This window comes from Alphaproteobacteria bacterium (assembly GCA_015231795.1).
Taxonomy (GTDB): Bacteria; Pseudomonadota; Alphaproteobacteria; order Rhodospirillales; family WMHbin7; genus WMHbin7.
Genome location: JADGAX010000004.1, coordinates 43,668 through 57,317, shown reverse-complemented (window position 1 = coordinate 57,317; position 13,650 = coordinate 43,668). Strand labels below are relative to the sequence as shown.

The window sequence follows — 13,650 nt, the reverse complement described above, 5'->3', positions numbered from 1 at the left end:
CTTGAGTAAACGCAATTCCTAAGCACATAATCCCTGCCATGATTTCCTACATCATTCGACGACTGGCCCTGATTCCGCTGACCTTGTTCGGCATCATGCTGATCAATTTCGGCTTTGCGCAGTTGGCCCCCGGCGGGCCGGTCGATCTGATGCTGGCCAAGATCCAAGGAACCGGCATGTCGGCCGAGGGGCGCATTTCGGGAAGTGCTGCGGGCGAGATGGCCAGGCCCGCCCAAGCGCCGGGCGGAGTCAATCCATCGGCGGCCTATCGCGGCGCCCAGGGGCTTGATCCCAGTTACGTGGCCGAGATCGAGCGCATGTTCGGTTTCGACAAGCCGCCTCTGGAGCGTTTCGGGCTGATGATCTCGAATTATCTGGCCTTCGACTTCGGCAAAAGTTTCTATCGCGACGAAAGCGTGGTGTCGCTGATCGCCTCGAAACTGCCGGTATCGATCAGCCTGGGCCTGTGGAGCACGCTGATCATCTATCTGGTGTCGATCCCGCTGGGCATCGTGAAGGCCACGCGCGACGGGTCCAGGTTCGACGTGGCGACCAGTTGGGCGATGGTGATCGGCTATGCGGTGCCGGGGTTCCTGTTCGCCATTCTGCTGATCGTGCTGTTCGCGGGCGGTCGCTTTCTAGATTGGTTCCCGCTGCGCGGCCTGACCTCGCCCGACTGGGCCGACATGTCCTGGCCTGCCCGCATCCTCGATTATTTCTGGCACATCGCATTGCCGGTGACGGCGATGGTGATCGGCGGTTTCGCGCAACTGACCATGCTGACCAAGAACGCTTTCCTGGAAGAAATCACCAAGCAATATGTGCTGACCGCCAGGGCCAAGGGCCTAAGCGAGCAGCAGGTGTTGTACGGCCATGTCTTTCGCAACGCCATGCTGCTGGTGATCGCGGGCTTCCCGTCGGCCCTGGTCAGCATGTTGTTTACCGGCTCGGTGCTGATCGAGGTGATCTTCTCTCTGGACGGCATCGGTCTGCTGGGTTTCGAGGCCGTCATCAACCGCGACTATCCGGTGATGTTCGGCACCTTGTTCATTTTCGGCCTGATCGGCCTGCTGCTCAATCTGGTCAGCGACCTGACCTATCACTTCGTTGATCCCAGGATCGACTTTGAAGCGCGTTGATATTGCCCTCATGCGCCGGGCGGGTTGCTCCGCAACCCTTGGCTCTCGCCGGGGTGGAACCCGGCGCGCGGGCTTTGCCCGCGTTCAAGCGGCCATTCGCGCAAATTAAGGCCGCTTGATATAATCCAAAATATCCCGGTAAACGTCTTCTGGATTCAGGTCGCGCAGCAGCATGTGATAATGCGTGGGATAGAAACGCGTCTGCTGAATCTCGGGTCTGGGCAAGCCGTCTAGAAAACGCTTTGTCGCCTCGTTGGGGATGATCTCTTCCTGGCCGCCATACAGCAGCAACAGCGGGCCTTTCTGTTTCGGAGCACTCGACAGCGCCTCGTCCATCAGGTCGGTCAGGCCATGAATGGCGTCCATGCGCGTCTGCTTGATGACCAAAGGATCGCGGCCCAACGCCCTGAGCATCTCGATATTGTCAGAAGGCTTGCGGTTCAAGCCGCGCCCCGAGACGGTGACGAAAGGCAGCGTATGGGCGGCCAGCCACAAGGCGGCGCGCTGCGGCCAGATCATGGCGTCGCGGCCCCAAAGGGCGGGGGCGACCAATATGGCGGCATCGCATGCGGGCGGCGCGTCAGAAGCCAGGGCGGCCAGGGTCACGGCGCCGCCCATGCTGTCGCCCAGCAGAAAGAGAGGCGTGGCGGGATGGCGCTGCTTGATCAGCTTGGCGGCCAGGCGCAAGTCGCCGGTCATGCTGCTTGCCCCTGCCCACAGGCCGGGATGCGGCGCTTGGCCGAAACCTCGCTGATCGTAGGCATAGACGGCGACACCCCTGGCCGCCAGCCAAGCCCCCGGCATCTCGAAGGCTTTGGAATAGTCGTTGAAGCCGTGCAGGGCCAGCACCACGGCGAAGGGCGGTTCTTCGGGGAACCAGCGGCGCAGAGGCAGTTTTGCGCCGTCGGCCATGATCAAGGCGCCATCGGACAGGCTGGGAACCTGGGTGGCTGGACCGGCTGATTCGATCCGCGGCGTGCAGGCGCCCAGAAGAAGAGCAAGCAGCGTCATGACGCTCTTGCCTGTCACGGCGCGCCATGCTCCGCGCGCGCCGCTCGGGTCAGCGCCAGGAACACGTCTTCCAGGTCTGCCTCGTGGGTGGTCAGATCAACCAACACCAGCCCTGATTCCCGCACAGCTTCCAGGATGCGCCCGACCCCAGTGGCGCTGGGCCGGTAGCGGATAAACAGTTTGCCGCCTTCCTTGATCTCGGGCGCGAAGGGCGCCAGCGTTTCTGGAATCTCCGTGATCGGCTGCGCCAGGGTGAGCGTAAGACCCTTGGTGTCCAGGCGTTGCATCAGGGCGGGCTTTTCCTCGCAGGCGATCAGATGGCCCTGATCGATGATGGCGATGCGGTCGCACAGCTCTTCCGCCTCTTCCAAATAATGGGTGGTCAGCAAGATGGTGGTGCCCGCCGCGTTCAACTGGCGGACATAATCCCACAGATTGCGGCGCAGCTCGATATCGACCCCCGCTGTCGGCTCGTCGAGCACCAGCACCGGCGGGCTATGCACCAGGGCCTTGGCGACCAGAAGCCTGCGCCGCATGCCGCCTGAAAGGGTGCGGGCGTAGGAATGCGCCTTGTCGGCCAGCCCCATGGCGGCCAGGATTTCCAGGGTTCGCCGCTTGGCCTTGGGCACGCCGTAAAGGCCAGCCTGCACTTCCAGCATTTCGAAGGGGGTGAAGAAAGGGTCCAGGTTCAGTTCCTGCGGCACCACGCCGATCGACAGCCTTGCCAAGCGCACATCGTCGTCAATGTCGTGGCCCCACACCCTGGCAGTGCCCAGGCTTTTGTTGACCAGCCCGGCCAGGATGTTGATCAGGGTCGATTTGCCCGCCCCGTTGGGTCCCAGCAGTCCGAAGAACGAGCCTCTGGGAATGGACAGCGTCACGCCATCCAGGGCCAGTTTGGCCGGACGCCCATTCTGTCCGCCATAGGTTTTGGTCAGGCCGGAAATATCGACGGCCAAATCGGGTAAGTCGCTCATGATGCTGTTTTAGCAGGGGTTCAGGTCAGGACGCCATAAACATAACGATTCGCGCGCTTCTTTCCAGTCCTGGGGCCGGGGGTGGGGTAAAAATCCCCTGAAAACCGCCCCTTCTTGCAGGCCGGGTTGCCCAAATGCCCCGCACCCCCTAGGATGATGGCTCATGAACACATCCGCTTTTCCGCACCGACATCTCCTCGGCATCCAAGGGCTGACTTCCGAGGAGATATCCTATTTGCTCGATCTTTCCGACAGCTATGTCGATCAGAACCGCAAGCCCGGCCGCAAGCTCGACGTGCTGCGCGGTCGCACCATCATCAATCTGTTCTTCGAGAATTCGACGCGCACCCGCACCAGCTTCGAACTGGCGGCCAAGCGATTGGGCGCCGACGTCATCAACATGCAAGTCGCCAACAGTTCGGTCGCCAAGGGCGAGACGCTGATCGACACCGCCATGACGCTGAACGCCATGCATGCCGATGTGCTGGTGGTGCGCCATCCCGATTCGGGCGCGGTCAAGCTGTTGTCCGACAAGGTCAATTGCGCGGTGGTCAATGGCGGCGACGGCACCCACGAACATCCCACCCAAGCGCTGTTGGATGCGCTGACCATCAGGCGTCGCAAGGGCAGGCTTTCCGGCCTGCTGGTCGCCATCTGCGGCGACGTTTTGCATTCCAGGGTGGCGCGCTCGAACATCTATTTGCTGAACGCCATGGGGGCCAGGGTGCGCCTCGTCGCCCCCAAGACGCTTCTGCCGGTGAAAGCCGACCGGCTGGGCGCCGAGATTTCTCACGACATGGCGGCGGGCCTTAAGGATGTGGACATCGTGATGATGCTGCGCGTGCAGAACGAGCGCATGCAGGGCAGCTATATCCCCTCGATCCGCGAATATTTCCACTTCTTCGGCCTTGACTACGACAAGCTGAAGGAAGCCAAGCCCGACGCGCTGATCATGCATCCCGGCCCAATGAACCGCGGCGTCGAGATCGACAGCGAGGTGGCCGACGATTTCGAGCGCAGCGTCATCCGCGAACAGGTGGAAATGGGCGTCGCCGTGCGCATGGCCTGCCTGGAAACGCTGACCCGCAATCTGGATCAGGCGAGGCCCAATCATGGTTAAGGTCGCCTATATCAATGTCCGCTTGCTTGATCCGGCGACGAAACTGGATGCGGTGGGCGCGCTTCTGACCGAAGGCGAGGAAATCGCCGATTTCGGCCCCAATCTTTTCAAGGCCAGCGCCGGATGGCGCGTGCCTTCGGGCATTCAGGTGGTGGACGGCAAGGGGGCTTGCCTGTCTCCGGGCTTGGTCGACATGCGCGTGCAATTGCGCGAACCAGGTGAGGAACATAAGGAAACGCTGAAATCGGCGGCCGAGGCGGCGGTGGCGGGCGGCATCACCAGCATGGTCTGCCTGCCCAATACCGATCCCATCATCGACGACGTGGCCAGCGTGGAATTCGTAGCCCGGCGCGCCCGCAAGGTGGGGCTGGTCAAGGTCTATCCCTATGCCGCCGCCACCAAGGGTCTGGCGGGCAAGGAACTGGCCGAACTGGGCCTGCTGGCCCAGGCGGGCGCCTTGGCCTTTACCGACGGCGTGCATGCGCTTTCCGATGCTCGCGTGATGCGCCGCGTCCTGTCTTACGCATCCACCTTCGATCTTTTGATCGTGCAGCATCCCGAGGAACCGGCGCTGGCCCTGGGCGGGGCGATGAATTCCGGCGAGATGGCGACGCGCCTGGGCGTGCCTTCCATTCCCAAGGAAGCCGAAGTGATCATGCTGGAACGCGACCTGCGGCTGGTTGCCGCCACCGGGGCGCGCTATCACGCGGCGCATGTTTCGACCGCCGAAAGCATCGAAGCCGTGCGCCGGGCCAAGGCCCGGGGCGTGCGCGTCACCTGCGACACCGCGCCGCCCTATTTCGCGCTCAACGAACTGGAAGTGAATGGTTGGCGCACCTTCGCCAAATTGTCGCCGCCCTTGCGAGACGAGTCCGACCGCCAAGCGGTGGTCGAGGGATTGAAGGATGGCGCCATCGACGCCATCGCTTCGGATCACGCGCCCCAGGATCAAGATTCGAAGCGCCTGCCTTTCGCCCAAGCCGCCTTCGGGGGCGTTGGCCTGGAAACCCTGCTGGCCGTTTCGCTGGACCTGTATCACAACAAGGCCATGTCGCTCTTGGATGTGTTGGCCAATCTGACCCACAAACCGGCGGCCATCATGGGATTGAAGGCGGGGCGGCTTGAAAAGGGCCTGCCCGCCGATTTGATGCTGTTCGATCCAAACCGCCCCTGGAAGGTGGTGGCCGACAACTTCCGTTCGAAATCCAAGAACTCGCCCTTCGACGGACGCCCCGTTCAGGGGCGCGTGCTGAAGACCATCATCGACGGGCGTCCGGTCTTCTCGCTTGAGGCAGACACTTGACCGATGTCCTGCTTGCCGCCTTGTGCGGCTATCTTCTGGGGTCGATTCCCTTTGGCTTGTTGCTGACCCGCGCGGCGGGGCTTGGCGATATCCGCGCCGTCGGTTCGGGCAATATCGGCGCCACCAACGTGCTGCGCACCGGCAACAAGGGTCTGGCTGCCGCCACGCTGATTCTGGATGGCGTCAAGGGGGCCGTGGCGGCGCTGATCGCCCTGGCCTTGGCGGATATGGACACGGCGATGATCGCCGGTCTGTTCGCGGTGGTCGGACATAATTTTCCGGTCTGGCTGAAATTCAAGGGCGGCAAGGGGGTGGCGACCACGTTGGGCACGCTGCTGGCCGTTTCCTGGCCCACCGGACTGGCCGCCATCGTCACATGGCTGATCACGGCGAAACTGTCGCGCATCTCGTCGCTGTCGGCTCTGGCGGCGCTGGGCCTGTCGCCGATCTTCGCCTATCTTTTCGCAAGCCCCTCCCACGCCGCCTTGGCCCTGGCTTTGGCCATGCTGGGATTCCTGCGCCACCGGGCGAACATCGAACGCCTGCTCGATGGAAGCGAGCCTAGGATCGGCGAAAAGAAGCAGCTTTAGAGTCTCCCGCGCCAGATTTATCGCAGGATGCTCTAAGCCACCCGCACCATGGCAATGAAGGCCTCGACCTCTTTTTTTCAAAGAACCCGACTGATCGCCCAGATCCTGGGCCGCGGCCAGCACTTCCGAGGCGCTGGATTCGGTTTGACGCGCCGCCGCCGTGACGTCGGCAATATTGACGCTGACGTCGCGGGTGCCGCTGGAGGCCAGCTGCACCGAGCGGGCAATTTCATTGGTGGCGGCGCTTTGTTCGGTGACCGCCGTCGCCACAGACGAGGTAATGGCGGAAATATTGCCGATGGTGGTGCCGATGGCGGTAATGGCATCGACGGCTTTCTCGGTTTCTGCCTGGATCGAGGCCACCTGCTTTTGAATGTCTTCCGTCGCCTTGGCGGTTTGGTTAGCAAGCGACTTCACTTCGTTGGCGACGACGGCGAAGCCCTTGCCGGCATCGCCCGCCCTGGCCGCCTCGATGGTGGCGTTCAATGCCAGCAGATTGGTTTGCGAGGCGATGTCATTAATAAGATTGACCACCTCGCCAATCTTGCCTGCGGCCTGGGCTAGGCCCTGAACCATCATGTTGGCGTCGTCGGCCTCGCCCACCGCGCGCCCGGCGACATCCGTCGCGTCGCTGACCAGACGGTTGATCTCGCCGATAGATGCCGACAATTCTTCGGTGGCGGAAGCTACGGAATCAACGTTGGTCGAAGCGGTTTCCGAAGCCTGGTTGACGAAAGTCGATTTGTTGAGCGTCAGGTCGGCGGCGTTGGAAAGACCTTCGGCGCTGTGCCGCAATCCCATCGACGCCGTCGTCACCTTATCGACCACGGATTCGATAGCCTGGGCGAAGTTGTGCGTGACCTCGTCCATTTTCGTCCGGTGCTGTTCGCGCTTGGCCAGTTCGGCCTCTTGGCGCTTGTCCATTTCGTCGGCGCGGATCAGGGACTGGCGGAAACCATCCAGCGCCTTGGCCATGATGCCGATTTCGTCGCCGCGCTCGGTGCCGGGAATGCTGCCCGCGTAATCATGACGCGTAACGCGTTCCATATTGGCGGTCAGTCGCTTGATGACGCCAAGCTGTGATTTGGTTACGAAGAACAAAGCTAGGCAGCTGACCAAGCAAATGACGCTGGCCACGGCGATGGCGGAAATCATGATGGTGTCCAGCATGGCGAAGAACTTAGCCTTGGGCAGTGCGGTGGCGATCGAACCGATGATCTTGCCGCCCGCGTCCTTCACTGGCTCATAGCGCACAAGGTAGGTGCTGCCCGCGACCTGGGATTCGCCGTTGAAGGCTTTGCCTTCGCCGAAGACGGTTTGGTCAATGGCGCCTTCCGGGAATTTCGAGCCGACCACGCGCTTGCCTTCGGCATTCACCACGTTGGTCGAGGCGCGGACCTTGCCGTCGAAAACGCTGACGGCGATGCCAAGCGCCTGTTTCAGGCTGTCGGGAATCTCGTGATTGCCGTCGATGATGAAATTTCCCCAGGCCAGCTTGCCGTCGATCTGGTGCGGCCCGCCATTTCCCTTGGCCTGCAACATCTGGTTCAGCACCCTGACGTTGCCTTCCTGGCTTAAGATCGCCTGCTCGGCTAGGCTGGACGAAACGATGGATAGAATGACGGCGACGATGATGGTCGCGGCCAGGACGAAGCCGACCACGTTGACGGCGACGATGCGCGTGGTGATAGAAAGACCGGATAATCTCTTAAACATGGCTGCGCCCTCCAAACGAAAATTCCCACAACGACAATAGGGGCAGGCCAGAATATTGACAAGTTATCGGAGGATATAGACCAGATGTATAATTCTCATAATACACTGATCTACATCAAAAACAAATCATTCGAATGATAAATTGTACCTGCCATGCACAAGCGTTCCTTTCCTTTCCCAGGGTTCCTTGCAAAGCGGGGCGTTTCGCCGTCCTAATGTTGGCAACTTCCTGCTTAAGGATGGGCCATGCTGCAAAGGATCGAGAAAAGACTGAAAGAAATTGGCTTTCGCACTCGCTGTGTCTTCAGCCCAAGCCAGGATGACGGCGCGCCCGAAGGCGTTCGCACCTTGATGCTGATCGGCCATCTGGGGGGAGAATTTTGGCCCGCCTTTCAATTGGGGCGACGGGATGAAGCCGATCCCCTGGACAATTGGACAAGGCGCGTCATCGGGCCGTTGGCGCAAGACGCCGCCGCCCTGGCCCTTTATCCGTTCGAGGGGCCGCCCTGGCTGCCCTTTCAGCGCTGGGCGATGCAGGCTGAGGGCTTAACCCAATCGCCCATCGGCCCCTTGATCCATCCGCAATTCGGACCCTGGCATGGCTATCGGGCGGCGCTGGGATTCGCTGATCGACTGCCCATTCCAGACCCGCCCAGGCCGGTCGATCTCTGCGCCGCCTGCCTGGACAAACCCTGCCTGTCGGCTTGCCCCGCCAACGTCTTCGCAAGCGGGCGCTATGATGTGTCTGCCTGCATGGGCTTTTTGAAAGGCGCGGCAGGCGCCGCCTGCCTTCAAGGCGGATGCCAAGCCAGAGCGGGCTGCAAGCAGGGGCGAAGGCACGCCTATTCCAAGGAACAGGCCGCCTTTCACACCCAGGCCTTTCTTGCGGCTTTTTCCAGCAGTTACTAGGCCGCCCGCACTTCGATCAGGAACTGCTCGACTTCCGACTTCAAGGTTTCCGCCTCGCTCATCAGTTCGTCGGCGGCCTTGAACATGCCCTGGGCCATGCTGCCCGTGTCGTTGGCCGCCTCGCTGACGTCGCTGATATGGCGCGCCACCTCGCCATTGCCCTGCGCTGCCTCTTCGATGTTGCGAAGAATTTCGCGCGTGGCCTGGGTCTGGGCGCCGACCGCCTCTTCGATGGTGGCGACCACCGTATTGACCTGACCCACCGTCGATCCCACTGTTTTGATGGCTTCGACGGCTTCTTGCGTGGCGGCTTGGATTTCATTGATCTGAGAGGTGATCTCGCCGGTCGCCTTGGCGGTTTGGTTGGCTAGGTTCTTGACCTCGCCCGCCACGACGGCGAAGCCCTTTCCGGCTTCGCCAGCTCTTGCCGCCTCGATGGTGGCGTTCAAAGCCAGCAGATTGGTCTGGCTGGCGATGTCGTTGATCAGGCTGACGATCTCGCCGATGCGGCTGGCCGCGCCCGCCAGGCCCGCCACCGTGCCGTCGGCCTGCTGGATGCCGTTGACCGCCTCTTGCGTGATGTCCGAGGTTTCGGAAACTCTTCTGGCGATGTCTTCCGCCGAGGTGCCCAATTGCTCGGTGGCTCCGGCCACCGCCTGCATGTTGGCCGAAGCCTGTTCGGTGACGGCGCGCACCGCCGATGTGCGTTCGCTCGATCCTTGCGCGGTCGACACCAAACGGTCGGACGCGGAATGAACATGTTCGACGGTTGCCGAGACCTTGCGCAACAATTGCGTGACCCGTTCCTCGAAGCGCATGATGCTGGCTTCCTGGCGGGCGACGCGGGCATGTTCCTTGGCGGCTTCCGCCTTGATCTGTTCTTCCAGAACCGCCTTGTGCAGCAGGCTGTCCTTGAAGATTTGGATGGCGGCGGCCATCTGGCCCACCTCGTCCTTGCGGTCCCGTCCATGGATTTCAAAGGAAGTGTCGCCCTTCGCCAGATTTTCCATCTCATGCGTGGCGACGATAATGGGGCGCGAGGTGTTGCGGGCCACCAGCATCGACAGCGCGATCACGGCCAGCGTGATCAAGGCGACGATCAGGCCAGAAATCATGGCCTTGGCGCGGAAAGCCGCTTCGGCGTCGTCGAGATAGATGCCCGATCCGATCACCCAGCCCCAGGGCTGGAAGCCCTTGACGAAGGAAATTTTGCGCACCGGCTGATCGAAGCCCGGCTTCGGCCACAGATAATCGACGAAGCCTTCGCCCTTGGTCTTGACCGCATTCACGAATTCGATGAACAGCAGTTTGCCGGCGGGATCGGCGTTTTTCGACAGATCCTTGCCGTCCAGTTCGGGCTTGATCGGATGCATGACCATGGCCGGGGCCATGTCGTTGATCCAGATATATTCGTTGCCTTCGTAGCGCATCGCTTTCAGGGCGCTAAGGGCGGCTGATTTGGCGGCGTCCTCGCTGATTGCTCCCTCGCGGGCCTGGCGCTCGAAGCTGGCCACGGTCGAATGGGCCAGTTCCACGACGGCCTTGGTTTTGGCCTGGCGGTCGGCGAACATCACATTATTGATGTCGAACAAGGTATAGGCGGTGACGGCCGTGATGCCCGCAAAGGCGGCGGCGACGATCAGCGACAATTTCACGACGATGGTCAAATCGGCTAGGCGCATGATGGTAGTTTCCCCGAATGTTGGCGCGGCGACAAAAGTCACATTTTTATTATGGTCATTAGAGGTGTATCATATATAAGGCTTTGCGCTTACATAAAGTAAAATCTAGAACTACTGTAAATTGAATTTGAAACTTTGCCATGCGTGCATGGACAGTTTTTGCCCCGGGGCCTATATATCGCGCATGAGCTTGAAGAACCGGTCCTTCTTGAAGATGCACGGCCTGGGCAACGATTTCGTTGTCTTGGATGGCCGCGCTCTGCCCGTCGCCCTGACCGAGGCCGAGGCCAAGCTGCTGGCGGATCGCCATTTCGGCATCGGCTGCGATCAGATCGTGATTCTGGAACCGGCCAAGGCCGGGGGAGCCGATCTGTTCGTGCGCTTTTTAAATGGCGACGGCAGCGAATCGGGCGCTTGCGGCAATGGAACGCGCTGTGCCGCCCTGCTGGTCTTCAATGAAAGGAAGACGGCAGACTGCGTGATCGAAACAAGGTCCGGCCTGTTGCCCTGTCGGCGGCTGGAAGACGGTATGATCGAGGTGGATATGGGCCTGGCCCGCGACGTCGCCGATCTCGATCTGGCCGTGGGGCCGCTAGCAGGGCCGGTTTTCGTGAATATGGGCAATCCGCATGCCGTCTTTATCGTGCCGGACGCGCTGGTGGTGGACTTGCCTGCGCACGGCCCGCTGATCGAGCGCCACAAGCTGTTTCCAAACCGCACCAATGTCGAGGTGATTTCGCTGCAAAGCCAAGACAGGCTGCGCCTTCGCGTTTGGGAGCGCGGCGCAGGGATCACGCTGGCCTGCGGATCGGGCGCTTGCGCGGCTGCCGTGGCGGCCTTTCGGCGAGGGCTGACCGGACGCCAAGTGACGATCGAACTGGATGGCGGCGAGCTTCGCCTTCACTATCTTGAAACCGGCCATGTGCTGATGACCGGCCCGGCCACGCTGGTCGCCGAGGGGCGATTGGTCGGATGATCGACATCGTCACATTCGGCTGCCGCCTGAACGGCTTCGAGTCCGAGGTTCTGCGCGATACCGCCAAGCAGGCCGGATTGGAAGACGCCGTGATCTTCAACACCTGCGCCGTGACCGCCGAGGCCGAACGCCAGGCCCGCCAAGCCATCCGCAAGCTGAAGCGCGAACGGCCCGACGCCCATATCATCGTGACCGGCTGTGCCGCGCAAGTGAACGCCGAGCGTTTCGCCGCCATGCCCGAAGTGGACCGCGTGCTGGGAAACGGCGCGAAACTGGACGCAAGGCAACTGGGTTCCGGCGAAAAGCTGGTGGTGACGGATCTTGCCGACCTGTCCGAACTGGCCCCGCATCTGATCGGCGGCTTCGAGGGCCGCGCGCGCGCCTTCGTGCAAATTCAGCAAGGCTGCGATCATGGCTGCACCTTTTGCATCATTCCCAAGGCCAGGGGGCCATCGCGGCCGGTGGCGTTCGAGCGCATCGCCCAGCAGGCCGCCAAGCTGGCTGCGGCGGGCTATCTTGAAATCGTGCTGACCGGCGTGGACATCGCCTCGTGGGGGCGTCTCGATCAATTGATCGCCGGGCTTCTGAGGGACGTGCCGGGCATCTCGCGCCTGCGCCTATCGTCGCTTGATCCTGCCGAAGTGTCCGACGATCTGATCGCCTTGTTCAAATCTGAATCGCGCCTGATGGGGCATCTGCACCTGTCGATGCAATCGGGGGCCGATCCCGTCTTGAAGCGCATGGCCAGACGCCACCGCGCTGGCGATCTGTTGCGCATTCGCCAAGCCCTGCCCGACGTGGCTTTGGGCGCCGACCTGATCGCCGGCTTTCCTGGCGAGACCGAGAGCGATCATCAAGAAACGCTTCGCCTGATCGAAAGGCTGGGCTTGTCGCACCTGCACGTCTTTCCCTACTCGGCAAGGCCGGGAACGCCAGCCGCCAACTGGAAGGGCTTGTCGGGCGACGTGGTCAAGGCCAGGGCGGGGGAATTGCGGGCGGCGGGCGAGCGGTTGCGGGCGGGACTGATCTCGTCCTTGATCGGCGCCGAGGTCGAAGTGTTGATCGAGGAACCCGGCAAGGGCTATTCGTCCTCCTATCTGCCGGTGCTTTTCACGGGCGGCACGCCGGGGACGCTGGCCAGGGTCAGGATTTCTAGCGGCAAGAACGGACAGCTTGAAGGGCAAATCGCGGCATGAGTTGGCTTGAGCGTTTGAAATCCGGTCTGTCGCGCACCTCGCGCCAACTGGGGCAGGGGATCGGCGATCTGGTCACCAAAAGCCGCCTGGACGAAGTGGCGCTGGGCGGCATTGAGGAACTGCTGATCGGCGCCGACCTGGGGGCCAGAACCGCATACCGTTTGACCGAATCTTTGTCCAAGGCCAGGTTCGAGCAAGGGGCAACCAGCGAGGCCGTGCGCCTGCATCTGGCAAGCGACATCGCCAAATTGCTGGAACCGGTGGCCAAGCCGCTGGCGCTCGACCCTTTGCAAAAGCCGCAAGTCGTGCTGGTGGTGGGCGTCAACGGCACGGGCAAAACCACCACCATCGGCAAGCTGGCGACCATCGAGCGCAACAAGGGCCGCAAGGTTTTGCTGGCGGCGGGCGACACGTTTCGCGCGGCGGCGGTCGAACAGTTGAAGGTTTGGGGGACCAGGGCGAATTGTCCGGTCATTGCGCGTGAAACCGGCGCCGACGCGGCGGGCCTTGCCTTCGACGCCGTGACGCAAGCCAAGGCGGACGGGGCCGACATCTTGTTCATCGACACCGCCGGGCGGCTGCACAACAAGACCGATCTGATGGAAGAACTGAAGAAGGTGGTGCGCGTTCTGAAAAAGCAGGATGCCAGTCTTCCGCACGCAACACTTCTGGTGCTGGACGCCACCACCGGGCAGAACGCGCTCAATCAGGTCGAGACCTTTAAAAGCATGGTCGATGTGACGGGGCTGATCCTGACCAAGCTGGACGGCACCGCCAAGGGCGGCGTTTTAGTCGCGCTTGCCGAAAAATTCAATCTGCCCGTGCATGCCATCGGGGTGGGCGAACAGGCCGACGACTTGCAGCCCTTCGAAGCCATGTCCTTCGCCCGCGGCTTAGTGGGGCTGGGCTGAATCGGCGCGGGCGCGTCGCTGCGAAAACGCACCATATTCCCCATGAAATTTCTGTAAGATTGCCTAGCCATCGGAAGCAATTGATGTAGCCTAAGCAATGGCTTCCTGTGAATAACCACA

Annotated in this window: 11 protein-coding genes; 7 read left to right on the top strand and 4 right to left on the bottom strand. The window is 61.7% G+C overall.

The annotated features are described in order from the left end of the window. The first annotated feature begins 38 nt into the window (after window positions 1-38). Window positions 39-1,139, top strand: a complete 1,101-nt coding sequence (locus tag HQL44_10230) for a microcin C ABC transporter permease YejB (protein ID MBF0268960.1) — start codon at window positions 39-41, stop codon at window positions 1,137-1,139. A gap of 105 nt (window positions 1,140-1,244) precedes the next feature. Here the strand turns inward: HQL44_10230 and HQL44_10225 are convergent, their stop codons facing one another. After that, a complete protein-coding gene (locus HQL44_10225) occupies window positions 1,245-2,150 on the bottom strand; it encodes an alpha/beta hydrolase (GenBank protein ID MBF0268959.1) in 906 nt (301 codons plus the stop codon). A 14-nt stretch (window positions 2,151-2,164) separates the two neighbouring features. Beyond that, window positions 2,165-3,127, bottom strand: coding sequence for an ABC transporter ATP-binding protein (locus HQL44_10220; protein ID MBF0268958.1), 963 nt, complete (start codon window positions 3,125-3,127; stop codon window positions 2,165-2,167). Window positions 3,128-3,290: 163 nt separating this feature from the next. Here HQL44_10220 and HQL44_10215 point away from each other — a divergent pair, with 163 nt between their 5' ends. Next, window positions 3,291-4,247, top strand: a complete 957-nt coding sequence (locus HQL44_10215; GenBank protein ID MBF0268957.1) for an aspartate carbamoyltransferase catalytic subunit — start codon at window positions 3,291-3,293, stop codon at window positions 4,245-4,247. After that, complete coding sequence (gene pyrC, locus HQL44_10210) at window positions 4,240-5,550, top strand: dihydroorotase (protein MBF0268956.1); 1,311 nt, start codon at window positions 4,240-4,242, stop codon at window positions 5,548-5,550. The genes HQL44_10215 and pyrC overlap by 8 nt, the downstream gene beginning before the upstream one ends. Here pyrC and HQL44_10205 read toward each other — a convergent pair. Beyond that, window positions 5,484-7,856, bottom strand: coding sequence for a cache domain-containing protein (locus HQL44_10205; protein ID MBF0268955.1), 2,373 nt, complete (start codon window positions 7,854-7,856; stop codon window positions 5,484-5,486). The two genes, pyrC and HQL44_10205, sit on opposite strands and share 67 nt — an antisense overlap. Window positions 7,857-8,102: 246 nt before the next feature. On the opposite strand from HQL44_10205, the gene HQL44_10200 reads away from it, so the two are divergent. Continuing rightward, the gene (locus HQL44_10200) at window positions 8,103-8,765 is read left to right on the top strand and encodes a hypothetical protein (GenBank protein MBF0268954.1); all 663 of its coding nucleotides are present in this window, start codon (window positions 8,103-8,105) and stop codon (window positions 8,763-8,765) included. Here HQL44_10200 and HQL44_10195 read toward each other — a convergent pair. After that, complete coding sequence (locus HQL44_10195) at window positions 8,762-10,447, bottom strand: cache domain-containing protein (GenBank protein ID MBF0268953.1); 1,686 nt, start codon at window positions 10,445-10,447, stop codon at window positions 8,762-8,764. The genes HQL44_10200 and HQL44_10195 overlap by 4 nt on opposite strands. Before the next feature lie 184 nt (window positions 10,448-10,631). On the opposite strand from HQL44_10195, the gene HQL44_10190 reads away from it, so the two are divergent. The 3 genes from HQL44_10190 to ftsY are packed head-to-tail and all read left to right on the top strand — an operon-like array spanning window position 10,632 to window position 13,530. After that, entirely contained in the window at window positions 10,632-11,423 is a 792-nt protein-coding gene (locus tag HQL44_10190; GenBank protein MBF0268952.1) for a diaminopimelate epimerase, read from the top strand. After that, window positions 11,420-12,619: a tRNA (N(6)-L-threonylcarbamoyladenosine(37)-C(2))-methylthiotransferase MtaB gene (mtaB, locus tag HQL44_10185; GenBank protein MBF0268951.1), complete on the top strand. Its 1,200-nt coding sequence runs from the start codon at window positions 11,420-11,422 to the stop codon at window positions 12,617-12,619. Before HQL44_10190 ends, mtaB begins: the two co-directional genes overlap by 4 nt. Then, window positions 12,616-13,530: a signal recognition particle-docking protein FtsY gene (gene ftsY / locus HQL44_10180; protein MBF0268950.1), complete on the top strand. Its 915-nt coding sequence runs from the start codon at window positions 12,616-12,618 to the stop codon at window positions 13,528-13,530. Before mtaB ends, ftsY begins: the two co-directional genes overlap by 4 nt. The last annotated feature ends 120 nt before the right edge of the window (window positions 13,531-13,650 follow it).

Excerpts from the sequence above, each read along its gene's own strand:
- pyrC (MBF0268956.1), top strand. The coding sequence starts at position 4,240 with ATGGTTAAGGTCGCCTATATCAATGTCCGCTTGCTTGATCCGGCGACG.
- HQL44_10225 (MBF0268959.1), bottom strand. The coding sequence starts at position 2,150 with ATGACGCTGCTTGCTCTTCTTCTGGGCGCCTGCACGCCGCGGATCGAA.
- HQL44_10205 (MBF0268955.1), bottom strand. The coding sequence starts at position 7,856 with ATGTTTAAGAGATTATCCGGTCTTTCTATCACCACGCGCATCGTCGCC.
- HQL44_10190 (MBF0268952.1), top strand. The coding sequence starts at position 10,632 with ATGAGCTTGAAGAACCGGTCCTTCTTGAAGATGCACGGCCTGGGCAAC.
- HQL44_10195 (MBF0268953.1), bottom strand. The coding sequence starts at position 10,447 with ATGCGCCTAGCCGATTTGACCATCGTCGTGAAATTGTCGCTGATCGTC.
- mtaB (MBF0268951.1), top strand. The coding sequence starts at position 11,420 with ATGATCGACATCGTCACATTCGGCTGCCGCCTGAACGGCTTCGAGTCC.
- HQL44_10220 (MBF0268958.1), bottom strand. The coding sequence starts at position 3,127 with ATGAGCGACTTACCCGATTTGGCCGTCGATATTTCCGGCCTGACCAAA.
- HQL44_10200 (MBF0268954.1), top strand. The coding sequence starts at position 8,103 with ATGCTGCAAAGGATCGAGAAAAGACTGAAAGAAATTGGCTTTCGCACT.
- ftsY (MBF0268950.1), top strand. The coding sequence starts at position 12,616 with ATGAGTTGGCTTGAGCGTTTGAAATCCGGTCTGTCGCGCACCTCGCGC.
- HQL44_10230 (MBF0268960.1), top strand. The coding sequence starts at position 39 with ATGATTTCCTACATCATTCGACGACTGGCCCTGATTCCGCTGACCTTG.
- HQL44_10215 (MBF0268957.1), top strand. The coding sequence starts at position 3,291 with ATGAACACATCCGCTTTTCCGCACCGACATCTCCTCGGCATCCAAGGG.